The sequence below is a fragment of the Streptomyces sp. NPDC002867 genome, assembly GCF_053591895.1.
Genome location: NZ_JBSFUR010000034.1, coordinates 1 through 25,522, shown reverse-complemented (window position 1 = coordinate 25,522; position 25,522 = coordinate 1). Strand labels below are relative to the sequence as shown.

Sequence of the window (25,522 nt, the reverse complement as noted above, 5' to 3'; positions counted from 1 at the left end):
CCTATGCGGCCGGGGGGCCGTGCGGCTTCGACATCCGGGCCGCTTGCGGGCTCGGTGCCCCGCCGGCACGTGGCCTGCGGCAGGATGGACGCCACCTGGTGCGTATGCGTCATTCGCTTGCGTACTGAAGACAACCGCTGGAGACGCCTGGTGAGTTCCCCAGATCCGCAGGTTCGCGCAGCGCGAAACCACTCAACCGCGGCCGCCGGCCGCGTGCCCGAGGGGCGTGGCCCCGTCGTGGCCGTCACCGGTGCCGCCACGGGCGTCGGTGACCTGCTCACCAGGCGCCTTGCCGCGTCCGACGAGATCAAGCAGGTCATCGCGATCGACGAGCGCCGCGGCGAGGTCCCCGAAGCGCACTGGCACGTGCTCGACGTCCGTGACCCGGCGATCGCGGAGAAGCTGCGGGGCGCCGACGTGGTGGTGCACCTCGCGCTGGACCTCGACCTGGAGACCGACTCGGCCGCCCGTACCGCATACAACGTGCGCGGTACGCAGACCGTCCTCACCGCCGCCGCCGCGGCCGGCGTCCACCGGGTCGTCCTGTGCACCTCCGCCATGGTCTACGGGGCGCTGCCCGACAACGACATCCCGCTCTCCGAGGACGCCGAGCTGCGCGCGACCGCCGAGGCGACCGGCGTCGGCGACCTGCTGGAGATCGAACGCCTCGGCCGCCGCGCTCCCCGTGCCCATCCCGGGCTGAACGTCACCGTGGTCAGGCCGGCCGTTCTCGTCGGCGGCACCGACACCGCGCTGACCCGCTACTTCGAGTCGCCCCGGCTGCTCGTGGTCGCCGGATCCCGGCCCACCTGGCAGTTCTGCCATGTCGAGGACCTCGTGGGCGCTCTGGAGTACGCGGCGCTGGAGAAGGTCGAGGGGGAGCTCGCCGTCGGCTGCGACGGATGGCTGGAGCAGGAGGACGTCGAGGAGCTCAGCGGCATCCGCCGGATGGAGCTGCCCTCGGCGGTGGCGCTGGGCGCGGCCGCACGTCTGCACCGCATCGGCCTCACGCCGTCCCCGGCGGGCGACCTCGCGTACACGATGCACCCCTGGGTGGTGAGCGTGAGCCGGCTGCACGACGCGGGCTGGCGTCCGCGGTGGACGAACGAGGAGGTGCTGGCCGCCCTGCTGGAGGAGGTCGAGGGCCGGCACACCGTCGCGGGCCGCCGCCTCGGCCGCAAGGACGCCACGGCCGCCGGCGCCGCGGGCGCGACGGTCGCGCTGCTGGGCACGGCGGCGCTGGTGCGGCGCGCCCGCAAGGCGCGCCGCCGGATCTAGCCGGAGCACGTCGTCCCTGTAGGAGGCTCCAAGCCCGGCCGGTGCCGATCCGTGCGAGAGGCTGTTCCGCCCGTTCGGTGCCATGGGGCACGATGTCCCCATGGCACGCACGTACGACCACCCCGGCGAGCAGGCGGCGCAGGACCCCATCCGGCTGCTCGCGATCCGTGACACTCCGCTCTCCCTCGACGAGGTCTTCGCGGCCGTGGGCGACGACGCCGCGGGCGGCACCGCGCTGTTCGTCGGCACCGTGCGCAACCACGACGGCGGCGCCGACGTCGACACGCTGGGCTACTCCTGCCATCCGACGGCGGAGGCGGAGATGCGCCGCATCGCCGAGAAGGTGGCCGCCGAGTACCCCGTCAGGGCGCTCGCCGCCGTCCACCGTGTGGGTGACCTGGCGGTCGGGGATCTCGCGGTGGTGGTCGCGGTTTCGTGCCCGCACCGGGGGGAGGCGTTCGAGGCGTGCCGGAAGCTGATCGACGACCTCAAGCACGAGGTGCCGATCTGGAAGCACCAGAAATTCTCGGACGGCACCGAGGAGTGGGTCGGAGCCTGTTGAGCCCCAAGCACAGGACTGGCGTCCCCCGCCGAAGGCAGGGGGAGGGTGGGAGCCTGCTGAGCGCCGGCGCCGTCTTCGCGCCGGTTCCCTGACGAGCCGTCAGTGCGTTTCCGCCCGTGAAACCCGCTCCGCGCTCATCCGCCCCGATTTGCGTAACCGCACCCCTGCCATGAGCGTTGATCTCGCGGATGAGACTAATCTGCTGATCACTCAGTTGCGTTCACTCATGGGGTAGGGAGGTCGCGATGGCAGTTCTGGCCTGGTTGCTGATTCCGCTTTTCGCTGCTGTCGGTGCGGCGATATGGGCCGGCTGGGCTCAGCGGAATCGCACGAGCGGGGACATCGCCGAGCTCGCCGGGTACGCGCGCTTCCGTGACGCGATGGAGAAGGCTGCCTCCGGTACGGATGTCGTCCGACAGTGAACCCGCGCGTACGCAGGTGCCGGGAGGCCCTCGTACGGAACGGCCCCGGCCGTACTCGCACAGGCTCGTCCCGTACTGTCGTTCCATGCCACGCCGCACTGCGACGATGCTCGCCTCCACCCTCGTCTTCATCGCGCTTCTCTGCGCAGGCGTCTTCTTCAAGGTCCCGTACGCGGAGATGTCGCCCGGCCCGACGGTGAACACGCTGGGCTCCGCCGACGGCGAGCCGGTGCTCAAGATCTCCGGCCGCAAGACCTTCCCGACCAGCGGGCACCTCAACATGACGACCGTCAGGGTGACCGGGGCGGACTACGAGATGAGCCTCGTCGAGGCACTTTACGGCTGGCTGGCCGACGACAACGTGGTGGTGCCGCACGACACCCTCTACCCCGACGGGAAGACCGAGGAGCAGTCGACGCAGGAGAACGCCGAGGAGTTCAGCCAGTCCCAGGAGAGCGCCAAGGTGGCGGCCCTGCGGGAGCTGAAGATCCCGGTGACGTCGCGGGTGGTCGTCTCCACCGTCGTCAAGGGCTCCCCCTCGGAGGGCAGGCTGCACGCCGGCGACGTCATCCGCGCGGTGGACGGCACCGAGATCAAGGAGCCCGGGGACGTCGCCGAGCAGGTCGTGAAGCACAAGCCGGGCGAGGACGTCGTCTTCACCGTCGTCCCCGCCAAGGCGGCCGCCGCTGCCGAGAAGGCGGGCAACAAGGAGCCCCAGGGCACCCGGAAGGTCACGATCACCACGGTCAGGGCCCAGGACGACAACCGCGCGATCGTCGGCATCCAGGCCGGGACCGACCACACCTTCCCGTTCACCATCGACATCCACCTCGCCGATGTCGGCGGCCCGAGCGCCGGCCTGATGTTCGCCCTCGGCATCGTCGACAAGCTGACGGAGGAGGACCTCACCGGCGGAAGGTTCGTCGCGGGGACGGGCACGATCGACGACGAGGGCAAGGTCGGCCCGATCGGCGGAATCGACATGAAGCTCGTCGGCGCCCGCAAGGCCGGCGCCCAGTTCTTCATGACCCCCGCCGACAACTGCGCCTCCGCCGCCTCCGACACCCCGGACGGCCTGACGCTGGTCAAGGTAGACACGATCGCCGACGCGACGAAGTCCCTGGCGAAGATCCGCTCGGGCGACACCGAGGACCTGCCGAGCTGCACGAAGGGCTGAGCCCGGGCAGACGCGGGCCGCCGGCCGCAATACGGCGGGGCGGGGCACACGGCGCGAGGGCGCCGCCGACGCGCAGAGCGATCCGCGCGTCAGCGGCGCCCGCGCCGCGTCCGAGCCCTTCGGCTCGGTCAGTCCTCGAACGTCGCCGACAGGGCCTCGGCGAGGCCCGGCACCAGGCCGCCGCCCGTGAGCACCTCGTTCGGCGAGTCCTTCTCGCGCAGACGCAGGGCCGACTCCCGGGCCCCGTCGCGGAGCACGGCCACCGTCATCCGGACCTCCTGGCGGTCCGGGTGCGAGGCGACCCACTTGGTCAGGGCCGCCTCGTCGAGGCCGTCCGGAACGGAGGCCTCGGCGGACGGCGGCAGCATCAGGCGCTCCACCGTCAGCGCGCAGCCCGCGACCGCGTCGGGCCAGGCGATCGTGCCGAGGAATTCGTCGAGCGGGGTGCCGGCCGGGATCTCGTCCTGCTCGATCGGGGTGAGCGGGGCGGCCGAGTCGCCCTCGTCGAGGCCGAGCTGGGCGGCGAGACCCGGCTCCTGGGAACGCAGCTGAGCGGTGTCGACGAGGGCGAACAGCCGGGCCGGCTGGTCCCAGCCGAGCGTGGCCGCGTACTCGTCGATCTCGAGCACGGCCCGGGTGAGCGGGCTCGCGGCGATCGGGCCCGAAGGGGGCTGGTTGTCGGGGGCGGGGGAAGAAGCGTTGGACATGGTCAATATCCTGCCTCCTTCCTGCCCCGCGGCGGGAACTAGGTAAAGCCTCAGTAAGTTGCATCAGTGGGGCTCTACGATCGCGGGGCCCGAATCACACGACCGCGAACTTCGAGGTGCGCACGTTGGCTTTCCAGATGCCGGACCGCGGCGGAGGCCCGACCGGGCCACGGATGAGAGTGGGCCGGCCGTCCCGGCGAGTCCGCACCCTGCTCATGACCATGGGTGTCCTGGCCGTTCTGGCCATGGTGTTCGTCATGTTCTCCGGGTTCTGGACCGACTGGCTCTGGTACCGCTCCGTCAGGTACTCCTCCGTCTTCACGACCACTCTGTGGACCAAGATCGGACTGTTCGCCGTCTTCGGCCTGCTCATGGCAGCGGCCGTCGGCGTGAACATCTGGCTGGCCCACCGGCTGCGGCCGCCGCTCAGCGCGATGTCGCTGGAGCAGCAGAGCCTCGACCGGTACCGCATGGGCATCGCCCCCTACAAGAAGTGGGTGCTCCTCGCGATCACCGCTCTGATCGGGCTGATCGCCGGCGCCTCCGCCACCAGCCAGTGGCGGACGTGGCTGATGTGGGTGAACGGCGTGCCCTTCGGCCAGAAGGACCCGCAGTTCAAGATGGACGTGGCGTTCTACGCGTTCGACCTGCCGTGGTACCGCTTCCTGCTCGGCTTCGGCTTCGCGGCCGTCGTGCTGTCCCTGATCGCCGCCGCCATGACCCACTACCTGTACGGCGGGCTGCGGATCACCAGCCCGGGCGCGCGGGCGACGGGCGCCGCCACCGGCCACCTGTCGGTGCTGCTGGGACTGTTCGTGGCGCTCAAGGCCGTGGCGTACTGGCTCGACCGGTACGGGCTCGCGGTGAAGTCCAGCGACTTCAAGGCCACGAGCAACTGGACCGGCCTGCGCTACGTCGACGCCAACGCGTATCTGCCGGCCAAGACGATCCTGTTCTGCATCGCGGTGATCTGCGCCGTGCTGTTCTTCGCCACGCTGTGGCGCCGGACCTGGCAGCTGCCGGTGATCGGCTTCGGGCTCATGGTGCTCTCCGCGATCCTGATCGGCGGGCTCTACCCGGCGATCGTGCAGAAGTTCCAGGTCCAGCCGAACGAGCAGGCCAAGGAAGCCGAGTACATCCGCAAGAACATCGAGGCGACGCGCAAGGCGTACGGCATCGACGGCGTGAAGCCGACGGACTACTCGGGCCGCGGACAGATCAAGGACGCGGAGCAGCAGCGCGAGGACGCCGACTCGGCGGCCAGCTACCGGATAAACGACCCCAACATCGTCTCGCCGACGTTCCAGCAGCTGGAGCAGGGGCGGAAGTACTACCAGTTCCCCTCCACGCTGGACATCGACCGGTACAAGGGCCAGGACACCGTCATCGGTCTGCGTGAGATCAACCTCCAGGGCGTCGACAAGCGCAACTGGATCAACGACCACTTCACGTACACCCACGGCTACGGCGCCGTCGCCGCCAAGGGCACGGACACGGCCAAGGGCACCGGCGGGGCCCCGGAGTTCACCGAGTCCGGCCTCCCCTCCAAGGGCAGCCTCGGCGACTACGAGCAGCGGATCTACTACGGCGAGAAGACCACCCAGTACTCGATCGTGGGCGGGCCCCAGAAGGAGCTCGACTACGAGAAGGACGGCGGCGGCCAGGTCACCACGAGCTACGCGGGCAAGGGCGGCATCGACCTCTCCGGTGCGCTGAACCGCGCCGCGTACGCCGTGGCGTTCAACGAGCCGCAGATCCTGTACTCGGGTGCGATCGGCGACGGTTCGAAGATCCTCTACAACCGCACGCCCAAGGAGCGCGTCGAAGCGGTCGCCCCGTGGCTGACCATCGACGGCGACGCCTACCCGGCGGTCGTGGGCAAGCGGATCCAGTGGGTCGTCGACGCCTACACCACGACCAACGGCTATCCGTACGCGTCCCGCACGACGCTCGGGGAGACCACCTCCGACTCGCTGACCGACCGCCAGCGCGCGGTGGTCGCCCAGCAGAACCAGGTCAACTACATCCGGAACTCGGTGAAGGCCACGGTCGACGCCTATGACGGCACCGTGACCCTGTACGAGTGGGACGAGAACGACCCGGTCCTCAAGACGTGGAAGAAGGCGTTCCCCGGCACGGTCAAGCCGAAGGCCGAGGTCCCGGACGAGCTGAAGGCCCATCTGCGGTACCCGCAGGACATGTTCAAGGTCCAGCGTGAGCTGCTGTCGCTCTACCACGTCACCGAGCCCGCTCCGTTCTACAACGCGAGCGACGCCTGGCAGGTGCCGAACGACCCCACCAAGGCCGACAGCAACGCGGTCCCGCCGTACTACCTGTCCCTCAAGCTGCCGGGGCAGGAGAAGCAGCAGTTCGCGCTGACGACGACCTTCACCCCCAGTGGACGGCCCAACCTGCGGGCGTTCATGGCGGTCGACGCCGACGCCATGAGCCGCGACTACGGCAAGATCAGACTGATGCGCGTGACGGACGACAAGGTCGACGGCCCGGAGCAGGTGCAGAGCCGGCTCAACAGGCACGACCCCATCGCCACCTTCGTCCGCGACCTCAAGGGCGCCGACTCGACCATCAAGTACGGCAACTTGCTGACCGTTCCCCTGGACAGCGGCTTCCTGTACGTCGAGCCGATCTACGCCCAGGGCCGCGGCTCGGAGTTCCCGCTGCTGAGCAAGGTGGCCGTGGTGTACGGCCAGCGGATCGGCTTCGCCGACGATCTCGGCGGCGCGCTCTCGCAGGTCTTCGGCGAGGGCGCACCGGACGACGGGACCACCACCCCGCCGACCGAGCCCGACGAGCCGCCGACGCAGCCCACCGAGCCGCCCGCCACGGGCGACGCGGCGCTCAAGGACGCCATCCAGGATGCGCAGAAGGCGTACTCGGACGGCCAGGCGGCCATCAAGCGGGGCGACTGGACGGCCTACGGCAAGGCGCAGGACGCGCTGCAGCAGGCGCTCCAGCGGGCCGCTGACGCCGAGGCCCGGCTGAAGGAGCCCGACCAGGGCGGATGACGGGATCCGCCCCGCGTCGTGATACCTTTACGGAACAACGACGCGGGGTGGAGCAGCTCGGTAGCTCGCTGGGCTCATAACCCAGAGGTCGCAGGTTCAAATCCTGTCCCCGCTACTGGAAAGAAGAGGGCCCGGATCCTTGAGGATCCGGGCCCTCTTCGTGCTGACCCGACACCTTCGGGGGGTTCTTCCCCGAAGTGCGTGCCGGAGTGCGCGAGTTGGGGGTTGGCGTGTTTGACTTATCTCTCTGTGGGCATGTCGACAAAACGCTGAAGTGACCTCACTGGCTGCTGTATACCAGGTGTACGCGGGTTGCAGGTGGTGCGACGATGGAATTTATGGGGGACAGGGCAACTCTGTTGGAGACAGAGCGGTTTGTGCAGCCGCATGCCGGAAGCGCGGCGGACGCGGTGCATTCCGTCGACGCCGTCGAGGCGGTGGACGCGGTGAATGCTTCGGACCGCGGCGACAACGTCGTCAGGACCGGTGGCCTCGGCGCCACGGAGAACGTCGACGCCGAGGAGACCGCCGGCGTCGAAGCACGCCACCGCAGCGCCGCGGACCACGGCGACACGGCCTCGATGAGTGTGCTCGGCGCACTCCTGCTGCGCCGGGGGGATCTGGACGGCGCCGAGCCCTACCTGCGCGGCGCGACCGCCGACGGCGACCGCGCGGCCGCCAACAACCTGGGCGTCCTGCTGCACCAGCGCGGCTACGCGGACGAGGCGGCCGGCTGGTGGCGTATCGCCGCGGTCGCCGGTTCGGCGGCCGCCGCGCACGCACTCGGGCGGCACTTCCGCGAACGCGGCGACGAACCGGCCGCCGAGTACTGGCTGCGGCAGTCCGCCGAACAGGGCCATGCCCTCGGGGCGTACGCGCTGGCCGACCTGCTGGAGCACCGCGGCGAGGACGGGGCGGAGCGCTGGCTGCGCACGGCGGCCGAGCAGGGCCACCGCGAGGCCGCCTACCGCCTCGCCAGGGCGCTGGAGCGCCGGGCCGCGGAGGAGGCACGCAAGGGCGAGGGCATCGGCCCGCTCGGTCCGGCCGCCACACCGTCCCGTCCCGCACCCGTACCGGCCGGGCGCCGGGACGAGGGCGCAGCCATGGGCGGTATGCGAGGCGGCCGCCGCGTTCCCGGCACGGGTGCCGAAGGGGGCGCCCGCGCGGCGGGCGGAACGAGCGGGGACGGCGACGTGGCCGGGGGCGGCGGGGCCGTCTGGCAGACGGATGCCGGGCTGCGCGTGCTCGCCGAGGCCGAGGCCGCCCGTCCGGGCGGCGCGCGTGATCCGGGTCTGCTCGACGAGGCCGTTCAGTGGCACCGGCAGGCCGCCGCCCGCGGGCACCGGCGCGCCGCCCTGCATCTCGGCGCCATCCTCGAGAAGCGCGGCGAGCTGAAGGAGGCCGGCCGCTGGTACCTGACGGCCGCGAAGGACGGCGAGGCCCGGGCCGCCTGCGCGCTGGGGTTCCTGCTGCGGGACGCGGGCGACGAGGAGAGTGCCGCCGTGTGGTGGCTGCGTGCCGCCCAGGAAGGCGACGGCAACGCGGCGAACGCCCTCGGCGCGCTGCACGCCGCCCGTGGCGAGGCGCAGAGCGCCGAGCGCTGGTACCGCGCCGCCATGGACGCGGGCGACGTCAACGGCGCGTACAACCTCGGACTGCTGTGCGCCGCCCAGGACCGCACGGCCCAGGCCGAGCAGTGGTACCGCCGGGCCGCCTACGCCGGGCACCGCGAGGCCGCCAACGCGCTCGCCGTCCTGCTCCTGCAGGCAGGGGACCACGCCGGGGCCGAGCCCTGGTTCTCCAAGGCGGCCGAGGCGGGCAGCGTCGACGCGGCGTTCAACCTGGGCATCCTCCACGTCGGCCGGGACGACGACCGCACCGCGCTGTCCTGGTACGAGCGGGCCGCGGCGGCCGGTCACACCGAGGCCGCGCTCCAGGTCGGCATCGCCCGGCTCAAGGAGGGCGACGAACAGGCCGCCGAGCGCCACCTGCGGTGCGCGGCGGGCGGCGGGAGCGCCGAGGCCGCGTTCCGGCTCGCGACGGTGCTGGACGCGCGCCGCCCGCCGCCGGGTCCGCCGGCCCTCGGCGAGCCGATGGCGGAGAAGAGCGAGTGCGAGGAGTGGTACGAGCGTGCCGCGGAGCAGGGGCACCGTCGCGCCCAGGTGCGGGTCGGCATGCTCGCCGCCGCCCGCGGGGACACCGCCGAGGCGGCCCGCTGGTACCGCGAGGCCGCGGAGGCCGGCAGCCGCAGCGGCGCGTTCAACCTCGGACTGCTCCTCGCCCGCGAGGGCAGTGAGCGGGAGGCCGCCCTGTGGTGGACCCGCGCGGCGCGGGCCGGCCACGGCAGGGCCGCCCTGCGGCTCGCGCTGCTCGCCGCTCGCAGGGGCGAGCTCGCCGAGGGGCAGCTCTGGTGCGCCAGAGCGGTCGAGCTGGGGCCGGCCGAGGTCGCCGAGCGTGCGGCGAAGCTGCGCGAGGCGCTGATCCAGGAGCTGACCGCGTAGCGGCGGGGCCCCGGGAAGGGATTTGCTCTGGTCCAGGGGGTCCCGTAAGGTGGTGTTCACCGACGCGGGGTGGAGCAGCTCGGTAGCTCGCTGGGCTCATAACCCAGAGGTCGCAGGTTCAAATCCTGTCCCCGCTACTGAAACGAAGGCCCGGATCCTCGAGATCCGGGCCTTCGGTCATGTCCGGCCGGTCGACAGCCTCACCGGACCGTCGATCACCCGGGATCCGGCCCGGCGACCGGTCCGGCCCCGCGACCTGACGAAGACGCGACCTGACGAAGAAGGGCCCCGACGTTTCCGTCGGGGCCCTTCTCGGTGGTTTCGTGCTACGCGGCAGCGCAGTTCGGGCAGGTGCCGCGGTAGGTCACCTCGACGTCCGAGACCGTGAAGCCGAAGCGCTCCGAGTCGGGGAGGTCGGCCAGGGGGTTGCCCGACGGGTGGACGTCACGGATCGCGCCGCACCGGGCGCACACCAGGTGCTGGTGGGGCCGGTGGGCATTCGGGTCGTAGCGCTTGGCGCGGCGGTCGGTCGACACCTCGAGCACCTCGCCGAGGCTGACCAGCTCACCCAGCGTGTTGTAGACGGTGGCCCGGGAGATCTCGGGCAGGCGCTCCACCGCGCGCGCGTGGACCTCGTCGGCCGTCAGGTGGACATGGTCGCCGTCGAGGACCTCGGCCACGACGCGCCGCTGCGCGGTCATGCGCCAGCCGCGTCCGCGGAGTCGTTCCAACAGGTCACTCATAGGGCCAGCCTAACAGCGAAGGGACCCAGGTCCCGAACGGGTGTGACTTTGGATGTCTACTTGACTTAGACAAAGTCTATTGTAGGATCGAGACCAGCGCATGCCAAGGGCAGGCAGTGCTGATTTCGCTCAATGGGCAGAACGACGCAGGAGGCGCACGTGACGCAGGGACCGCTCACCACGGAGGCCGGGGCACCGGTCGCCGACAACCAGAACAGCGAGACGGCGGGCGTCGGCGGTCCTGTTCTGGTCCAGGACCAGCTGCTGCTGGAGAAGCTCGCGCACTTCAATCGTGAGCGCATCCCGGAGCGCGTGGTCCACGCCCGTGGCGCCGGCGCGTACGGCACCTTCACGCTGACCCGTGACGTCTCGCAGTGGACGCGCGCGAAGTTCCTGTCCGAGGTCGGCAAGCAGACGGAGACGTTCCTGCGCTTCTCGACCGTCGCGGGCAACCTGGGCGCGGCGGACGCGGTCCGCGACCCGCGCGGCTGGGCGCTGAAGTTCTACACCGAGGAGGGCAACTACGACCTCGTCGGCAACAACACCCCGGTGTTCTTCATCAAGGACGCCATCAAGTTCCCCGACTTCATCCACACCCAGAAGCGCGACCCGTACACGGGCAGCCAGGAGGCGGACAACGTCTGGGACTTCTGGGGCCTGTCGCCCGAGTCCACCCACCAGGTGACCTGGCTGTTCGGCGACCGCGGCATCCCCGCCTCGTACCGCCACATGAACGGCTACGGCTCCCACACCTACCAGTGGAACAACGAGGCCGGCGAGGTCTTCTGGGTCAAGTACCACTTCAAGACCGACCAGGGCATCAAGAACCTCACCCAGGACGAGGCCAACAAGCTCGCCGGTGAGGACCCCGACTCCCACCAGCGCGACCTGCGCGAGGCCATCGAGCGCGGTGACTTCCCGACGTGGACCGTGCAGGTGCAGATCATGCCGGCGGCCGAGGCGGCGACCTACCGCTTCAACCCGTTCGACCTCACCAAGGTGTGGCCGCACGAGGACTACCCGCCGATCGAGATCGGCAAGCTGGAGCTCAACCGCAACCCGGAGAACATCTTCGCCGAGGTCGAGCAGTCCGTCTTCAGCCCCGCCCACTTCGTGCCGGGCATCGGTCCCTCGCCGGACAAGATGCTCCAGGGCCGCCTGTTCGCGTACGGCGACGCCCACCGCTACCGCGTCGGCATCAACGCCGACCACCTGCCGGTGAACCGCCCGCACGCCACCGAGGCGCGCACGAACAGCCGGGACGGCCTCCTGTACGACGGCCGTCACAAGGGCGCGAAGAACTACGAGCCCAACAGCTTCGGCGGCCCGCACCAGATCGACCGCCCGCTGTGGCAGCCGGTCCCGGTGACCGGCGTCACCGGCGACCACCCGGCGCCCGTCCACGCCGAGGACAACGACTTCGTGCAGGCGGGCAACCTCTACCGCCTGATGTCCGAGGACGAGAAGGGCCGTCTGATCGACAACCTCGCCGGCTTCATCGCCAAGGTGTCGCGCGACGACATCGCCGAGCGCGCGATCAACAACTTCCGCCAGGCGGACGGCGACTTCGGCAAGCGGCTCGACGCCGCGGTCCAGGCCCTGCGCGGCTGACCCGCTTGTCGTAGCCCGGAGGGCCGGATCCCTGGACAAGGGATCCGGCCCTCTCGGTGTCCGCGTGTGTATGCGCCCGTTCGCTCGTGCGGGTCAACCCGGTCAGCTCGCGACCGATCCCGCGTGCCGCCTGGCCGGAGCCCAGCAGCGAATGATGTCGCGGACGGAGACGATGCCCACCGGGCCGCCGTCGTCCGTCACGATCAGATGGCGGAAACCGCCGTGCGCCATTGCTCCGGCCGCCTCCTCCAGGGTCCAGGAAGGTGCGGCGAACACGACGTCGGTGGTGGTGTGGGTTCCGGCGGTCTCCAGGTCAGGGTTCTGACCCGAGCCGACCGAGTTCAGGATGTCGCGCTCGGTGAGGATCCCGAGGCCGAGGTCGCCGTCGAGGACGACCGCCGCCCCGACACGTCGTGCGGCCATCAGACTGGCCGCCTGGCGGAGTGTGTGTGCGGGTCCGATGGTGAGGACCACCGTGCTCATGGCGTCACGAACGAGCATGGACGGAGCCACCTCCTTGGTGTACCGGGTCGCTAGAGAACCGATTCACAAGTTCACAAGTGTGGGGACTCTCAGAGTCGCAGTCCTCCACCCGGGCAGCAAGGGGGCATGCGCGGCGTGTTGGGCCGCGCACGAAAGCCTCCGATGGCGCGGGCGTGCGCTGGGCGGGTCAGTACCGCTGGTTCAGATAGCCCAGGAGTTCGCGGTGGAGCAGCCCGTTCGACGCGGCGGCGTTGCCGCTGTGCGGGCCCGGAGTGCCGTCGAGGCCGGTGAACGACCCGCCCGCCTCCTGCACCACGATCGCGGGTGCCGCCATGTCCCACAGGGACAGCTCGGGCTCGGCGCAGACGTCCACCGCCCCCTCGGCGACCATCATGTACGACCAGAAATCGCCGTAGCCCCGGGTGCGCCAGCAGGCCCGCGTCAGATCCAGGAACCCGTCGAGGCGCCCCTGCTCCTCCCAGCCGCTCAGCGAGGAGTACGCGAACGACGCGTCCTGCATCCGCTCCACTTTCGAGACCTGGAGCCGCGTCGCCGACGTCAGGCTGCGGCCGGTGTACGCGCCCGCGCCCTTCGCCGCCCACCAGCGGCGGCCCAGCGCCGGGGCGGACACCACGCCCACCACCGGCTCGAAGCCGCCCTCTGTCGCCTCCATCAGCGAGATGAGCGTCGCCCACACCGGAACGCCGCGCACGTAGTTCTTGGTGCCGTCGATCGGGTCGACGACCCAGCGCCGCGGGCCCGTGCCCTCGATGCCGAACTCCTCGCCGAGGATCGCGTCGCGCGGCCGTGCCCGCTGGAGATGCCCGCGGATCAGCTCCTCGGCTGCCTTGTCGGCCTCGCTCACCGGCGTCATGTCCGGCTTGGTCTCGACCTTGAGGTCCAGGGCCTTGAACCGCTCCATCGTGGTGGCGTCGGCGGCGTCCGCGAGGACATGGGCGAGGCGCAGATCATCGTGGTAGTCCGGCATGGTCGCCACTCTATCGGTGGAGGAACGGGGTGTTCCTGGTGGCGGGGGCGGCTGCCGGGCACGCTGCCGTGTCCCTTGACAGCCCCGGCGGGCCCGTCAAACCTGTGCCCACAGATGCCCGGTCGGGGAGGCGACGATGCCCGCAGCTCGAGAGTCCCTGCTGAACGCCGCGCTCGTGGCGCTCGGCGACCTTCCCTGGCCCCGAGTGCGGATGGCCGATGTCGCCGGAGCCGCGGGTGTCTCCCGCCAGACGCTCTACAACGAGTTCGGCAGCAAGGACGGCCTCGCCCGCGCTCTGGTACGGCGCGAGGCCGACCGCTATCTGCGCGGCGTGGAACGGCTGCTGGCCCAGCGGACCGAACCCTCCGAACGGCTCGTCTCCCTCGCCGAGTGGACCGTCGGCGAGGCCCGCGCCCGGCCGCTGCTGTGCGCCCTGCTCACCGGCTGCTGGGGCGAGAGGCTGCCCGTCCCGCGTCCGGTGCGCGAAGGCGCGCCTCTGCCCGCCGTGCCGGCCCAGCGCCGCGCGGACGCCGGGCTTCCCGCACCGGCCGAGCTGCTCGCGGCCGTACGGGACCGGTCGCGTACCGCGATCAGGCAGGCGCGGCGGTCGCGGGAGGGGCGCTCCACCGACGACCCGGCGGATCTCCCGCAGCGCTGCGAACTCGCCGTACGCCTCGCGCTGTCCTATGTGATCGCGCCCGTGGGAGAGGGCGTCGCCCAGCTGGTGCGGGCCTCTGTCGGCGGGGTCGGGGCCGCGGTCAGTGCGCCGAGCCCGAGAGCTGCAGACCGATGACGCCGACGATCACCATGGTGATCGAGACGATCTTGAGGGTGGAGACCAGGTCGCCGAGGAAGAGCATGCCGTAGACGGCCGTGCCGGCCGCGCCGATCCCGGTCCACACCGCGTACGCGGGTCCGACGTCGAGCTTTCTCAGCGCGATGGTCAGCAGGCCGAAACTGCCGAGGGCGAAAGCCGCGAAGGCGATCGTCGGCCACAAGCGGGTGAACCCGTGCGACAGCTTGAGGCAGACGGCGAAGCCCGTCTCCAGCAACCCGGCGACCACCACCAGCAGCCACGCCATCGGTCTTGCGCCTCCCGCGTCATTCGGTGACTGCTCGGCCCGGGACTGCTTGGTCCGACTTGGTGTGATTATGCACTTACCGGTTGTCGCAGACCGTAAACGCGGACGACTCAGTCACCTTCGCGTCGCTCCCGCGTCGCCAGCAGGCGCCGCAGGGAGTACAGCCGGGCGGGATCCGCGTGGCCCTCGGCCACCCAGGCGTCCAGCGCGCAGTCCTGCTCGTCGTGCGAACACGCCCGCGGGCAGCCTTCCGTACCGGGCTCCAGATCGGGGAAGGCGTGGATGACGCGGGACGGATCGACATGGTGCAGGCCGAACGACCGTACGCCGGGCGTGTCGATCACCCAGCCCCCCTTCTCGTCCGCGAGCGGCAGGGCGAGCGCCGACGTGGTCGTGTGCCGGCCCCGGCCCGTGACCGCGTTGACAAGCCCGGTGCTGCGCCGCCGCTCCTGCGGCACCAGCGCGTTCACCAGGGTCGTCTTTCCGACACCCGAGTGCCCGACGAACGCCGTCGTCCGGCCCACCAGGTGCTCGCGCACGCGCTCCGCCGCGAGGCCGTCCACGAACTCCTCGCGTGTGGTGACCACATGGGGCACACCGAGCGCGCCGTACCTCTCCAGCAGCTCGTCCGGCGGGGCGAGGTCCGACTTGGTCAGCACGAGCAGCGGCTCCAGACCGCCGTCGTACGCCGCGACCAGGCAGCGGTCGATCAGCCGGGGGCGCGGCTCGGGATCGGCGAGCGCGGTCACGATCGCGAGCTGGTCCGCGTTGGCGACGACCACGCGCTCGAAGGGATCGTCGTCGTCGGCCGTACGCCGCAGCACCGAGCTGCGCTGCTCGATCCGTACGATCCGGGCCAGGGTGTCCTTGGCGCCCGACAGGTCACCGACGATGCCGACCCGGTCGCCGACGACCGCCGCCTTGCGGCCCAGCTCCCGGGCCTTCATCGCCATCACGACCCGGTCCTCGACCAGACACGTGAGCCGGCCCCGGTCGACGGTGAGGACCATCCCCTCCGCCGCGTCCTCGTGCTTGGGCCGGATGCTGGTGCGCGGGCGGTTCCCCTTGCGGTTGGGGCGCGAGCGGATGTCGTCCTCGTCGGTGTGCTTGCCGTAGCGGCGCATGACCTCAGGCCCCGAGCATTTCGGCCCACATCCGCGGGAAGTCGGGCAAGGTCTTGGCCGTGGTCGCCACGTTCTCGATCTGCACGTCCTTCACGGCGAGACCGATGATCGATCCGGCCGTCGCCATCCGGTGGTCGTCGTAGGTGTGGAACACGCCGCCGTGCAGCGGGCGCGGGCGGATGTGCAGACCGTCCTCGGTCTCGGTGACGTCGCCGCCGAGCTCGTTGATCTCCTTGGTGAGCGCCGCCAGCCGGTCGGTCTCGTGGAGCCGCAGGTGCGCCACACCGCGCAGCGTCGAGGGGGAGTCGGCCAGCGCCGCCACCGCCGCGATGCCCGGCGTGAGCTCGCCGACCTCGCCCAGGTCCACGTCGATGCCGTGGATGCGGCCGCTGCCGGTGAACACCAGCGCCGTACCGTCCGGCGTCGTCGTCAGCTCGCAGGAGCCGCCCATCTCGGTGAAGATCTCGCGCAGCGCGTCACCGGGCTGGGTGGTGCGCTCGGGCCAGTCCGGGATCGTGACCCGGCCGCCGGTGACGAGCGCGGCCGCCAGGAACGGCTGGGCGTTGGACAGGTCGGGCTCGATCGTCAGGTCGCGGCCCAGCAGGGCGCTGTGCGCGACACGCCAGACGTCCGGCTCGCCGCCGGTCTCCGGCTCGTCGACCTGGGCACCGACCGCGCGGAGCATGTCGACGGTCATCCGGATGTGCGGCATCGAGGGCAGCCGGCCGCCCACGTGGCGTACCTCGACGCCCTGGTTGAAACGCGGTGCCGAGAGCAGCAGCGCGGACACGAACTGGGACGACGACGAGGCGTCGATCCGCACCGGACCGCCGTCCAGCGCACCGCCGCCGTGCACCGTCATGGGCAGCGCCCCGCGGTCGTCGTCGTCGATACGGGCGCCGAGGGTGCGCAGCGCACCGATCACGCCGCCGAGGGGGCGCTCGTAGGAACGCGGGTCGCCGTCGAAGCGGATCGGGCCGTCGGCGAGCGCGGCAACGGGCGGCAGGAACCGCATGACCGTGCCCGCGTTGCCGACGTCAACCGTGGCCGGGCCGTGCAGACCCGAGGGGATGACACGCCACGCCTCGCCGGCGCCGCCCGTCGTGCTGGAGGAGACGGTCTCCTCGATGCCGACGCCCATCGCCTGGAGCGCGGCCGACATCAGGAGGGTGTCACGGGAGCGCAGCGGGCGGCGCAGCCAGCCCGGCTCGGCGGCGAGGGCGGCCAGCACGAGCGCGCGGTTCGTGACCGATTTCGATCCGGGCACGGTGACGGTCGCTTCGACGGCTCCGGTCGCGTAGGGGGCGGGCCAGAGGGCGGGGTGCACGGTGCTGTCGGTCATGGCCATCACTTTAGTGGCTCGGCGCCGACCGCCTTCGAGGTCAGAGCCCGAGCAGCCACCGGCCTCCGCCGATCAGCGAACAGAAGGCCACCAGATGGAAGAACGCCAGCCACACGGCGGGCGGCACATGGGTGAGCCGCCCGAGCTGGTCCGCGTCCGAGTCCGGCGCCCCTCCGTGGCGGCGCTTGGACTGCAGCTCGAACACCGGCCGCACGCCGCCGAGCAGCATGAACCACACGGCCGTGTAGGCGAAGAGGGACTGTACGCCGGGTTCTGTCAGCCAGGACACGAGGACGAACGCGGCGCCGGTCACGGTCACCGTGAGGGCGCCGTACGCGTTGCGGACCATGACCAGCAGCGCCAGCAGCAGCGCCGTGGCCACCCACAGCAGCAGCGTGATGTGGTGCGCGGCCAGCAGCCAGGCGCCGCCGAGGCCGAGCAGCGGGGTGGCGGTGTATCCGGCGGCCGCGGTCAGGACCATGCCGAGCCCGGTCGGTTTGCCCCGGCTGACGGTGAGGCCGCTGGTGTCCGAGTGCAGCCTGATGCCCTGGAGCGAGCGGCCGGTGACGAGGGCGATCAGGCCGTGGCCGCCCTCGTGCGCGATGGTGACCGCGTTGCGGGTCACCCGCCACAGGGCGGCCGGTATGACGGCGGCGAGGGCCACGAGGCCGGTGACGACGACGAGCCAGGGCTCGGGGGCGTCCTGGGTCCCGGTGAGCCGGTCCCACAGGTTCTGCGCGGAGGCCCCGGCGAGGACCGTGGCGGTGTGTGTCGTGAGCATTTCGCGGGCGGCTCCCTCGGACGGCGTACGGAAGTGGCAGTGTGGCACCTATGTGCGGACGGTATGCGGCAAGTCGTAGGCCCGAGGATCTGGTCGGGCTGTTCCGGGTCGAGAAGTGGGAGCCGGAGGAGACCCTGGCCCCCGACTGGAATGTGGCCCCGACCAAGGAGGTCTACGCGATTCTCGAGCGTCCTGTGAAGGACGCGGCGGACAAGCGTCCGGTTCGGCAGATGCGGACGCTGAAGTGGGGCCTCGTGCCGTCGTTCGCCAAGACGCCCGAGGGTGCGGCCCGGATGATCAACGCGCGCGCCGAGACGGTGCACGAGAAGCCGTCGTTCCGCAGGCCCTTCCTGACCCGCCGCTGCATCCTGCCGGCCGACGGCTATTACGAGTGGGTGACCGGGACCGGGGAGCGGGAGCTGGAGGTCGAGGGGAAGAAGAAGCGCCCCCGGAAGCAGCCGTATTTCGTCACTCCCGCGGACGGCTCGGTGTTCGCGATGGCGGGCCTGTACGAGTTCTGGCGCGACCGCACGCTCCCGGACGGTCATCCCCAGGCCTGGTGGGTGACCTGCTCGGTGATCACCACGGATGCGGAGAAGGGGCCGCTCGGCGTGGCGCCGGCCGAGGGGCCGCGGTCGCTGTCCGACATCCACCCCCGGATGCCCCTGATGCTGGTGCCCGACCGCTGGGACGCCTGGCTCGACCCGTCGACGACCGACCCCGACGAGGTCCGTTCCCTGCTCGCGCCGCCGCCCGAGGGACTGATGAGGGCGTACCCGGTCACGACGGCGGTCAGCAACGTGCGCAACAACGGGCCGGAACTGCTGGAGGAACTGGCGGGCCCCGAGGAGCCGGTGCTGTTCTGACGCCGCCCTCGGTGTGCTCCGCGTCACAATGGCCGCATGGAGCGGAAAGAGATCGTCGAGGTCCCCGGCGGTGATGCCCGGATCACCTGGTTCCCCGCGCGGCGGGCGCGCCTCGTGCTGGCACTCGGGCACGGCGCCGGGGGCGGGATCGAGGCGCGTGACCTGAAGGCGATCGCCGGAGTCCTGCCCGCGCACGGCGTCACCGTCGCCCTCGTCGAGCAGCCCTGGCGCGTCGCGGGCAAGAAGGTCGCCCCCGCGCCGAAGACGCTCGACACCGGATGGCGCGGCGTGTGGCCCGCCCTGGCGAAGGCGGGGCCGCCCGTCGTCGCCGGCGGCCGCAGCGCCGGGGCGCGCGTCGCCTGCCGCACGGCCGTCGAGCTCGGCGCCGTCGGCGTGCTCGCGCTGAGCTTCCCGCTGCATCCGCCCGGCCGCCCCGAGAAGTCCCGCGCGGACGAACTGCTGGGCGCGGGCGTGCCCACCCTGGTCGTGCAGGGCGGCAGCGACCCCTTCGGCAGGCCCGAAGAGTTCCCCGACGGGCCCTACGAACTCGTCGAAGTGCCGTTCGGGGATCACGGGTTCGCCGTGCCCAAGAAGGCCGGGATCCCGGAGGCCGAGACGCTCGGAACGATCACCGGTGCAGTGACCCGTTGGACGGCCGCGCTCCGGGAATGAGACGCGGGTGCGCACTGTTGTGGCAGATGTCAGTACAGAGCATGAGTAGGGAGTCCACCGCATGGGTACGACCTTCTGCCCGACAGCCGAGCGCTCCACCGGGCTGGAGTGGACGGTGCTCTCGCAGGGCAAGAGCGGGGCGGTTCCGGCGGTGGGCGGTGGGAATCGGCAGGCCCCGTCGCAGCATGGTCGACTATTCTCCGATTCGAGCGGGTCCGCTCTGGGATCCGTCACAGCGTTGGAGGAGGTGGGTGCGGTCACTGGGACCGACGCAGGGACCGACGACGGCCGGGCGGAGCAGTCCGAGGAGACGGCCGCCGAGCGCAATGCCCGTTTCGAGCGGGACGCCCTCGGCTACCTCGACCAGATGTACTCGGCCGCGCTGCGCATGACGCGCAACCCCGCCGACGCCGAGGACCTCGTACAGGAGACGTACGCCAAGGCGTACGGCTCGTTCCACCAGTTCCGCGAGGGCACCAACCTCAAGGCGTGGATGTACCGGATCCTCACGAACACCTTCATCAACTCCTACCGCAAGAAGCAGCGCGAGCCCCAGCGCAGCGCAGCGGAGGAGATCGAGGACTGGCAGCTCGCGCGCGCCGAGTCGCACATGTCGACGGGGCTGCGTTCCGCGGAGTCGCAGGCCCTCGACCATCTGCCGGATTCGGACGTCAAGGAAGCTCTTCAGGCGATCCCCGAGGAGTTCCGGATCGCGGTCTATCTCGCCGACGTAGAGGGCTTTGCGTACAAGGAGATCGCGGACATCATGGGAACACCCATCGGTACGGTGATGTCCCGCCTGCACCGGGGCCGCCGTCAGTTGCGCGGCATGCTCGAGGACTACGCCCGCGAGCGCGGGCTCGTCCCGGCCGGTGCGGGGGAGTCGAACGACGCGAAAGGCTCGGGCTCATGAGCTGCGGAGAGCCGCACGAGACGGACTGCTCTGAGGTCCTGGACCATCTCTACGAATTCCTCGATCATGAGATGCCCGACAGTGACTGCACCAAGTTCGAGGTGCACTTCGAGGAGTGCTCCCCGTGCCTGGAGAAGTACGGCCTGGAGCAGGCGGTGAAGAAGCTGGTCAAGCGGTGCTGCGGGCAGGACGACGTGCCCAGCGACCTGCGCGCCAAGGTCATGGGCCGTATCGACCTGATCCGTTCGGGCCAGGCTGTTCCCGACCAGGACGTGGCGACGGCACAGGAGTAGCTCCGCCGGAGACATACGCAGGACCCTGAGGCGCGTCACGACTCGTGGCGCGCCTCACGTGATGCCGTGATGTTCACCCGTACGTGCGAACGGGGGCCGTACGGCCGCCCCTCACCTCTCATCTCGCTAGCGTGTGCGCTGGATCGAGGAGGGGCGGGGCAGTGACGGCCATACCGAAGGCGGCACACGCCTTCATCGCGGGTGCCGTCCTCGGCGCCGTGGTCTGTGCGGCCCCGGCCGTGACGGCCGCCGATGTGCCCTGGACCGCGGTCGCGCTGCTCGCCGGGCTCTACGCGGTGTGCGAGATGCCCGCCCGCCTCCGTCCCGGCCACTCGCCGCGGGTCGGGGCCTGCCCGTACTTCCCCGTGCTGCTGGCGGCGGCCTTCCTGCTGCCGGCCGCGGCCGCCGCGCTCGTCCCCGTCCCGGGCGCCCTCGTCGGCCGGGCCGGCCGGCCCGCGCCGGGGGCCCGCCGCGTCTGGCGCGCCGCCCAGCTGGCGCTGTCGACCTGGGCCGCGGCGCGGGCGTACCGCCTCGCCGGCGGCGAACGCGGCCTGACCGCCCCCGACTTCCCCTCCGTGCTGGTGCACGCGCTCGCCGGGGCGCTCGCCTTCTGCCTGGTGCTCTCCGTCCTCGACGGCGCCATCCGCGCGGCGGCCGAGCATGTGACGGTGCGCCGGGCCGGGCGGGCGCTGCTGTCCGTGTCACCCGCCCCGTACTGCGTGCACGGCCTCGCCGGGCTGATGACGGCCGTCCTGTGGCGCAGCCCCTACGGGCCGGTGTCCGCGCTGTTCGTCCTGCTGCCCATGTACGTCTCCAGCTGGATGTACGCCCAGTACCACCGTGAGCGGGCGGCCCACCAGGCGACCATCCGCGCGCTCGTCCAGGCCGTCGACCTGAAGGACCGTTACACCCGCGGTCACAGCGAGCGGGTCGGCCGGGCCTCCGTGCTGATCGCGCGCGAGCTGCGCATGGCGGACGAGCGGCTGGAACTCCTCCGGTTCGCCGGGATCCTGCACGACGTGGGCAAGCTCGGGGTGCCCACACGCGTGCTGCGCAAGGACGGGCCGCTGACGCCCGAGGAGCGGCGCGTGATCGAACTGCATCCGGAGTACGGGCACGAGATGGTGCGCGGTATCGGCTTCCTGGGCGAGGCGCGGGCGGCGATCCTGCACCACCACGAGCGGCTGGACGGCAGCGGCTACCCGTACGGGCTCGCCGGTGAGCAGATCCCCGAGTTCGCGCGGGTGGTGGCGGTCGCGGATGCGTTCGACGCGATGACCTCGACCCGCTCCTACCGGCGGGCCCGCCCGGTGGCAGCGGCGCTCGAGGAGTTGGAGCGCTGCGCGGGGACGCAGTTCGACCCGCGGATGGTGGCCGCGCTGGTGCGCGCGCTGGAACGCGAGGGCTGGGAGACGGCCGTCACCTCCGACGAGGCGGCACCGGTGGGTCCGCCGCGGCAGGAGGCGCCGAGCGGGCCGCACCGGGTGCGGACCGGATGACGGCGGCCCTGCCGGACCGGGCCGTCGTCGCCGTGTACGCGGCCGCCGCCTGTCTCGCCGCCGCAGCCCTCGGCGGGGTCGCCTGGAACGGCCTGGCCGAGCCCGCGAACGCGCTCGGTTTCGGAGTCTTCATCGCGGTGGGGGAGCTCGCGCGGTGGGCGGCCGTGCCGGGGGCGGGGGCGCCGCCCGCACCGGGCGGGGCGTGGGGCAGGGAGCCCGCCCCGCTCGCGGCCGCCGGCGCCCTCGCGTACGCCCTCCTCGGCGAGTGCGCCGGGCGGCCCACCGTCCACGGCCCCCTCCAGGTCGTCGCCGTCGTCGTCGCGGGCACGCTCGCCGGGGCCGTGCCGCACGTCGCGCGCGGGCGCGGACCCGGGCCGGACCATGTGGCCCGGCGGGTGTTGACCGTCGGGTTCGCCGCGGTGTGCTTCCAGCCGCTGTACAACTCCGGCGCGTTGGAGCACCGCATCGGACACGGTCCCTTCTACGCCCTGTTCCTGCTGGTGCTCCTCGTGCTCACCCTCCTGTGCGACGCGGTGCTGTCGGCGGTCCTCCTGGCGGCCCGTCCCGGGTACCCGTACGAGCCGCTGCTGCGCGACGAGCTGCGCGCGCTGCCCGGCATAGGGTCCGCCGTGTGCGCGACCGGTGCCGTGATGGCCCTCGCGGTCGCGGTCGCGGGCCTGTGGGCGCTGCCCGTCTTCTGCGTGCCGCTGCTGCTGACCCAGTTGTCGTTCCGCCGGTACGCCGCGGTCCGCACGACCTACCGCCAGACCATCGCCTCCCTCGCCCGTGCCACCGAGATCGCGGGCTACACCCCGCCCGGCCACGCCCGGCGGGTGGCCGCGCTCAGCACGGCGGTGGGCCGGGAGATGCGGCTGTCGGGCCCCGAGCTGACGGTGCTGGAGTACGCGGCCCTGATGCACGACATCGGTCAGCTGTCCCTGGTCGACCCCGTGCCCGACGGGGCCACCGCCGTGCTCCCGGCCGCCGAGCAGCGCCGTATCGCGCTGCTCGGCGGTGCGGTCGTGCGCCGGACCGGGGTGCCGCCCGCCGTCGCGGCCGTGGTGGAGCAGCAGGCCGATCCCTACCGGGAGCAGTCCCTGCCCGCGCGGATCGTCCGCACCGTGAACGCGTACGAGGACCTGGCACAGGGAAGCGGAGGAAGTGCGGGCGGAGCCCTCGCGGCACTGGAGCGGCTGCGCCTCGGCACGGGCCACGACTACGAGCCCGAGGTCGTGGAATCCCTTGCCAGAGTCCTTGCCCGAGGCGGTCTCGGCCCGGTCCCACCCGGGTAACCCATGGGTAATGAGCGAGCCTGCGACCGGGCATGGTTGGATGCGAAAGAAGGCACAGAAGCGGGCACTCAGGCATGCGTCCGGGACAGACACCCGAGCGACCGGCAGGCGGGAATCGTGAGGATCTTCGGGAAGGTACGGCATCGGCCGTCCGCCTCGTGGCGGCAGGCCACCGACCGCGCGTTCACGCTGATCGGCGACGGCCGGTACGAGGACGCGGGGGCGTTGCTGACCAGGGCGGCGGATCTCGAGCCCTGGCTCTCGGAGTCCTGGTTCAACCTGGCGCTGCTGCACAAGTTCCGGCACGACTGGGAGCAGGCGCGGGCCGCGGGGCTGCGTGCCGTCGCCCTGCTGGACAAGGAGACCGGCGCCCCGGACTGGTGGAACGTCGGCATCGCCGCCACCGCCCTGCAGGACTGGCCGCTGGCCCGCCGCGCCTGGCAGGCGTACGGGCTGAAGGTGCCGGGAGCCGCCGCGCCGAACGGTGAGCCCGTCGGCATGGATCTCGGCAGCGCCGCCGTACGGCTGTCGCCCGAGGGCGAGGCCGAGGTGGTCTGGGGCCGCAGGCTCGACCCGGCCCGGATAGAAGTGCTCTCCATCCCGCTGCCCTCGTCCGGGCGGCGCTGGGGCGAGGTGGTCCTGCACGACGGTGTGCCGCACGGCGAGCGCACGACCAGCGCGGGGCCCTCCTACCCCGTCTTCGACGAGATCGAGCTGTGGGCGCCCTCGCCCGTGCCGACCTGGGTGGTGCTGCTGGAGGCGGCGACCGAGGCCGACCGGGACGCGCTGGAGAAGCTGGCGGCCGACGCGGGGTTCGCCGCCGAGGACTGGTCGTCCTCGGTGCGGCTGCTGTGCCGGGCCTGTTCGGAGGGCCGGATGCCGAGCGCCGAGGGCGAGGGCGAGCACCTGGACCCGCACGACCACAGCGAACCGGGCCACCCGGGCCCGCTGGGTCACCGCACGGCGGGCGACCTGTGGTCGCCTGAGCGCGAATGCGGAATCGCCGCGCCGGCCGGGCTCGTGCGCGGACTGCTGGACGGCTGGGTCGCGGACAGTCCGGACAGCCGGGAATGGCGGGATCTCGAGGAAGTCTGCTGACCAGGGGCTCCCCGGCGGATCTTGGCCGGGGCCACGACGCTCCCCCAGGACTTCGCCTGGGGGCACCCCCAGGCGACGGCACCTCGCCGCGTTGCCGAAATGCCCTTATGGCTCCGCTATGAGGGCATCCCGGCGCCTTGCGATGCGTCCCCCAGGCCTGCGGGCCTGGGGAGACCCGTGCGCCGGACGCCGCATCCTGTCCGGCCCTGATCCGCCGGGCAGCCCCTGCCCGTAGGCTGTACGGACACGCAGGTGACCGGGCATCGGGCCGGGGACGGGTACTGAGAAGGGCGTACGGCTGACATGGCGTCGCAGCACGAGACGGACCAGCAGGTCGACGACGGTTTCGTCGTGGACACGGAGAACTGTGAGGAGCGCGAGCGCGCCTACCGCGAGCGTGGCACCTCCCGCCCGATCACGGTCGTGGGCAACCCGGTGCTGCACAAGGAGTGCAAGGACGTCACCGAGTTCGACGACAAGCTCGCCGCTCTCATCGACGACATGTTCGCCAGCCAGCGCACGGCGGAGGGCGTCGGTCTCGCCGCGAACCAGATCGGCGTGGACCTGAAGGTCTTCGTCTACGACTGCCCCGACGACGAGGGCGTGCGCCACGTCGGCGTCGTGTGCAACCCGGTGCTGGAGGAGCTGCCCCCGGAGCTGCGCCACCTCGACGACTCCAACGAGGGCTGCCTCTCCGTTCCGACGGCGTACGCCTCGCTGGCCCGCCCCGACTACGCGGTGGTGCGCGGGCAGGACGCCCAGGGCAACCCGATCCGGGTGCGCGGCACGGGCTACTTCGCCCGGTGCCTCCAGCACGAGACGGACCACCTGTACGGGTACCTCTACATCGACCGGCTCTCCAAGCGCGAGCGCAAGGACGCGCTGCAGCAGATGGCGGAGGGCACCCCGCGCTACCCCGTCGTCGCCAACGACTGATCCGCGCGGCCCACGGCGGGCCCCGCTCCGTGCTTGGGTTCTAATCAACGTCGCAACACCCGGCCTCCGGGTAGGCGATGAAAGACAGAACGACTGCTGGGGGGCGCCCGAATGGCAGAAGGGTGC

General features: G+C 71.7%; 24 protein-coding genes and 2 tRNA genes. 18 read left to right on the top strand and 8 right to left on the bottom strand.

What is annotated here, in order from left to right:
- Positions 1-150 precede the first annotated feature (150 nt).
- The 4 genes from ACWD0A_RS25955 to ACWD0A_RS25940 all read left to right on the top strand — a co-directional run bounded on the left by ACWD0A_RS25955 (position 151) and on the right by ACWD0A_RS25940 (position 3,439).
- Complete coding sequence (locus ACWD0A_RS25955; RefSeq protein WP_307713505.1) at positions 151-1,278, top strand: SDR family oxidoreductase; 1,128 nt, start codon at positions 151-153, stop codon at positions 1,276-1,278.
- Between the two features lie 100 nt (positions 1,279-1,378).
- The gene (locus tag ACWD0A_RS25950; protein ID WP_307713504.1) at positions 1,379-1,840 is read left to right on the top strand and encodes a molybdenum cofactor biosynthesis protein MoaE; all 462 of its coding nucleotides are present in this window, start codon (positions 1,379-1,381) and stop codon (positions 1,838-1,840) included.
- A gap of 245 nt (positions 1,841-2,085) precedes the next feature.
- Entirely contained in the window at positions 2,086-2,262 is a 177-nt protein-coding gene (locus ACWD0A_RS25945) for a hypothetical protein (protein ID WP_177153800.1), read from the top strand.
- 85 nt (positions 2,263-2,347) lie between these two features.
- Positions 2,348-3,439: a YlbL family protein gene (locus tag ACWD0A_RS25940; protein ID WP_451301844.1), complete on the top strand. Its 1,092-nt coding sequence runs from the start codon at positions 2,348-2,350 to the stop codon at positions 3,437-3,439.
- A gap of 128 nt (positions 3,440-3,567) precedes the next feature.
- On the opposite strand, the gene ACWD0A_RS25935 is transcribed toward ACWD0A_RS25940, so the two are convergent.
- The gene (locus tag ACWD0A_RS25935) at positions 3,568-4,146 is read right to left on the bottom strand and encodes a PPA1309 family protein (RefSeq protein WP_177153802.1); all 579 of its coding nucleotides are present in this window, start codon (positions 4,144-4,146) and stop codon (positions 3,568-3,570) included.
- A gap of 137 nt (positions 4,147-4,283) precedes the next feature.
- Between ACWD0A_RS25935 and ACWD0A_RS25930 the strand changes: the two genes are divergently transcribed.
- From ACWD0A_RS25930 to ACWD0A_RS25915, 4 genes are all read left to right on the top strand, one after another.
- Positions 4,284-7,172 (top strand): UPF0182 family membrane protein, encoded by a 2,889-nt coding sequence (locus ACWD0A_RS25930; RefSeq protein WP_451301899.1) that lies wholly within the window; start codon positions 4,284-4,286, stop codon positions 7,170-7,172.
- Between the two features lie 41 nt (positions 7,173-7,213).
- Positions 7,214-7,287 (top strand) — tRNA-Met (locus ACWD0A_RS25925).
- A gap of 214 nt (positions 7,288-7,501) precedes the next feature.
- Positions 7,502-9,673, top strand: a complete 2,172-nt coding sequence (locus ACWD0A_RS25920) for a sel1 repeat family protein (RefSeq protein ID WP_451301842.1) — start codon at positions 7,502-7,504, stop codon at positions 9,671-9,673.
- Positions 9,674-9,736: 63 nt separating this feature from the next.
- A tRNA-Met gene (locus ACWD0A_RS25915) sits at positions 9,737-9,810 on the top strand.
- 189 nt (positions 9,811-9,999) lie between these two features.
- Here ACWD0A_RS25915 and ACWD0A_RS25910 read toward each other — a convergent pair.
- Positions 10,000-10,416 carry a Fur family transcriptional regulator gene (locus tag ACWD0A_RS25910; RefSeq protein WP_451301840.1) on the bottom strand — a complete coding sequence of 139 codons (417 nt, stop codon included), beginning with the start codon at positions 10,414-10,416 and terminating at the stop codon, positions 10,000-10,002.
- 159 nt (positions 10,417-10,575) lie between these two features.
- Between ACWD0A_RS25910 and ACWD0A_RS25905 the strand changes: the two genes are divergently transcribed.
- Complete coding sequence (locus ACWD0A_RS25905; protein WP_451301838.1) at positions 10,576-12,027, top strand: catalase; 1,452 nt, start codon at positions 10,576-10,578, stop codon at positions 12,025-12,027.
- 102 nt (positions 12,028-12,129) lie between these two features.
- Here the strand turns inward: ACWD0A_RS25905 and ACWD0A_RS25900 are convergent, their stop codons facing one another.
- Both ACWD0A_RS25900 and hisN read right to left on the bottom strand, forming a co-directional pair.
- Positions 12,130-12,528, bottom strand: a complete 399-nt coding sequence (locus ACWD0A_RS25900; protein WP_177152914.1) for a CBS domain-containing protein — start codon at positions 12,526-12,528, stop codon at positions 12,130-12,132.
- A gap of 169 nt (positions 12,529-12,697) precedes the next feature.
- Positions 12,698-13,498: a histidinol-phosphatase gene (gene hisN, locus ACWD0A_RS25895; protein WP_451301836.1), complete on the bottom strand. Its 801-nt coding sequence runs from the start codon at positions 13,496-13,498 to the stop codon at positions 12,698-12,700.
- A gap of 136 nt (positions 13,499-13,634) precedes the next feature.
- On the opposite strand from hisN, the gene ACWD0A_RS25890 reads away from it, so the two are divergent.
- A complete protein-coding gene (locus ACWD0A_RS25890) occupies positions 13,635-14,291 on the top strand; it encodes a TetR/AcrR family transcriptional regulator (protein ID WP_451301834.1) in 657 nt (218 codons plus the stop codon).
- Here the strand turns inward: ACWD0A_RS25890 and ACWD0A_RS25885 are convergent.
- From ACWD0A_RS25885 to ACWD0A_RS25870, 4 genes are all read right to left on the bottom strand, one after another.
- Complete coding sequence (locus ACWD0A_RS25885) at positions 14,257-14,580, bottom strand: DMT family transporter (RefSeq protein WP_307713497.1); 324 nt, start codon at positions 14,578-14,580, stop codon at positions 14,257-14,259. The genes ACWD0A_RS25890 and ACWD0A_RS25885 overlap by 35 nt on opposite strands.
- A gap of 110 nt (positions 14,581-14,690) precedes the next feature.
- Positions 14,691-15,704 carry a ribosome small subunit-dependent GTPase A gene (gene rsgA / locus ACWD0A_RS25880; RefSeq protein ID WP_451301832.1) on the bottom strand — a complete coding sequence of 338 codons (1,014 nt, stop codon included), beginning with the start codon at positions 15,702-15,704 and terminating at the stop codon, positions 14,691-14,693.
- Between the two features lie 4 nt (positions 15,705-15,708).
- Positions 15,709-17,046: a 3-phosphoshikimate 1-carboxyvinyltransferase gene (aroA, locus tag ACWD0A_RS25875; protein ID WP_451301830.1), complete on the bottom strand. Its 1,338-nt coding sequence runs from the start codon at positions 17,044-17,046 to the stop codon at positions 15,709-15,711.
- A 40-nt stretch (positions 17,047-17,086) separates the two neighbouring features.
- On the bottom strand, positions 17,087-17,827 hold the full coding sequence (locus ACWD0A_RS25870) for a M50 family metallopeptidase (protein ID WP_451301828.1): 741 nt from the start codon (positions 17,825-17,827) through the stop codon (positions 17,087-17,089).
- A 50-nt stretch (positions 17,828-17,877) separates the two neighbouring features.
- Between ACWD0A_RS25870 and ACWD0A_RS25865 the strand changes: the two genes are divergently transcribed.
- The 8 genes from ACWD0A_RS25865 (at position 17,878) to def (ending at position 25,396) form a co-directional block, all read left to right on the top strand.
- Positions 17,878-18,693 carry an SOS response-associated peptidase gene (locus ACWD0A_RS25865; RefSeq protein ID WP_451301826.1) on the top strand — a complete coding sequence of 272 codons (816 nt, stop codon included), beginning with the start codon at positions 17,878-17,880 and terminating at the stop codon, positions 18,691-18,693.
- A gap of 36 nt (positions 18,694-18,729) precedes the next feature.
- Entirely contained in the window at positions 18,730-19,365 is a 636-nt protein-coding gene (locus ACWD0A_RS25860) for an alpha/beta hydrolase family protein (protein ID WP_451301824.1), read from the top strand.
- A 247-nt stretch (positions 19,366-19,612) separates the two neighbouring features.
- On the top strand, positions 19,613-20,278 hold the full coding sequence (locus ACWD0A_RS25855) for a sigma-70 family RNA polymerase sigma factor (protein ID WP_177152923.1): 666 nt from the start codon (positions 19,613-19,615) through the stop codon (positions 20,276-20,278).
- Positions 20,275-20,571 (top strand): mycothiol system anti-sigma-R factor, encoded by a 297-nt coding sequence (rsrA, locus tag ACWD0A_RS25850; RefSeq protein WP_307713491.1) that lies wholly within the window; start codon positions 20,275-20,277, stop codon positions 20,569-20,571. Before ACWD0A_RS25855 ends, rsrA begins: the two co-directional genes overlap by 4 nt.
- Positions 20,572-20,732: 161 nt before the next feature.
- A complete protein-coding gene (locus tag ACWD0A_RS25845; RefSeq protein WP_451301821.1) occupies positions 20,733-22,070 on the top strand; it encodes an HD-GYP domain-containing protein in 1,338 nt (445 codons plus the stop codon).
- Entirely contained in the window at positions 22,067-23,362 is a 1,296-nt protein-coding gene (locus ACWD0A_RS25840) for an HD-GYP domain-containing protein (protein WP_451301819.1), read from the top strand. The genes ACWD0A_RS25845 and ACWD0A_RS25840 overlap by 4 nt, the downstream gene beginning before the upstream one ends.
- 117 nt (positions 23,363-23,479) lie before the next feature.
- Positions 23,480-24,460: a tetratricopeptide repeat protein gene (locus tag ACWD0A_RS25835; RefSeq protein WP_177152927.1), complete on the top strand. Its 981-nt coding sequence runs from the start codon at positions 23,480-23,482 to the stop codon at positions 24,458-24,460.
- Positions 24,461-24,763: 303 nt separating this feature from the next.
- Positions 24,764-25,396, top strand: a complete 633-nt coding sequence (gene def, locus ACWD0A_RS25830; RefSeq protein WP_451301817.1) for a peptide deformylase — start codon at positions 24,764-24,766, stop codon at positions 25,394-25,396.
- Positions 25,397-25,522 lie beyond the last annotated feature (126 nt).

Coding starts and splice junctions, on each gene's coding strand:
- ACWD0A_RS25950 (WP_307713504.1), top strand. CDS start 1,379: ATGGCACGCACGTACGACCACCCCGGCGAGCAGGCGGCGCAGGACCCC.
- ACWD0A_RS25945 (WP_177153800.1), top strand. CDS start 2,086: ATGGCAGTTCTGGCCTGGTTGCTGATTCCGCTTTTCGCTGCTGTCGGT.
- ACWD0A_RS25940 (WP_451301844.1), top strand. CDS start 2,348: ATGCCACGCCGCACTGCGACGATGCTCGCCTCCACCCTCGTCTTCATC.
- ACWD0A_RS25935 (WP_177153802.1), bottom strand. CDS start 4,146: ATGTCCAACGCTTCTTCCCCCGCCCCCGACAACCAGCCCCCTTCGGGC.
- ACWD0A_RS25930 (WP_451301899.1), top strand. CDS start 4,284: ATGCCGGACCGCGGCGGAGGCCCGACCGGGCCACGGATGAGAGTGGGC.
- ACWD0A_RS25920 (WP_451301842.1), top strand. CDS start 7,502: ATGGAATTTATGGGGGACAGGGCAACTCTGTTGGAGACAGAGCGGTTT.
- ACWD0A_RS25910 (WP_451301840.1), bottom strand. CDS start 10,416: ATGAGTGACCTGTTGGAACGACTCCGCGGACGCGGCTGGCGCATGACC.
- ACWD0A_RS25900 (WP_177152914.1), bottom strand. CDS start 12,528: ATGCTCGTTCGTGACGCCATGAGCACGGTGGTCCTCACCATCGGACCC.
- hisN (WP_451301836.1), bottom strand. CDS start 13,498: ATGCCGGACTACCACGATGATCTGCGCCTCGCCCATGTCCTCGCGGAC.
- ACWD0A_RS25890 (WP_451301834.1), top strand. CDS start 13,635: ATGCCCGCAGCTCGAGAGTCCCTGCTGAACGCCGCGCTCGTGGCGCTC.
- ACWD0A_RS25885 (WP_307713497.1), bottom strand. CDS start 14,580: ATGGCGTGGCTGCTGGTGGTGGTCGCCGGGTTGCTGGAGACGGGCTTC.
- rsgA (WP_451301832.1), bottom strand. CDS start 15,704: ATGCGCCGCTACGGCAAGCACACCGACGAGGACGACATCCGCTCGCGC.
- aroA (WP_451301830.1), bottom strand. CDS start 17,046: ATGACCGACAGCACCGTGCACCCCGCCCTCTGGCCCGCCCCCTACGCG.
- ACWD0A_RS25870 (WP_451301828.1), bottom strand. CDS start 17,827: ATGCTCACGACACACACCGCCACGGTCCTCGCCGGGGCCTCCGCGCAG.
- ACWD0A_RS25865 (WP_451301826.1), top strand. CDS start 17,878: ATGTGCGGACGGTATGCGGCAAGTCGTAGGCCCGAGGATCTGGTCGGG.
- ACWD0A_RS25860 (WP_451301824.1), top strand. CDS start 18,730: ATGGAGCGGAAAGAGATCGTCGAGGTCCCCGGCGGTGATGCCCGGATC.
- rsrA (WP_307713491.1), top strand. CDS start 20,275: ATGAGCTGCGGAGAGCCGCACGAGACGGACTGCTCTGAGGTCCTGGAC.
- ACWD0A_RS25840 (WP_451301819.1), top strand. CDS start 22,067: ATGACGGCGGCCCTGCCGGACCGGGCCGTCGTCGCCGTGTACGCGGCC.
- def (WP_451301817.1), top strand. CDS start 24,764: ATGGCGTCGCAGCACGAGACGGACCAGCAGGTCGACGACGGTTTCGTC.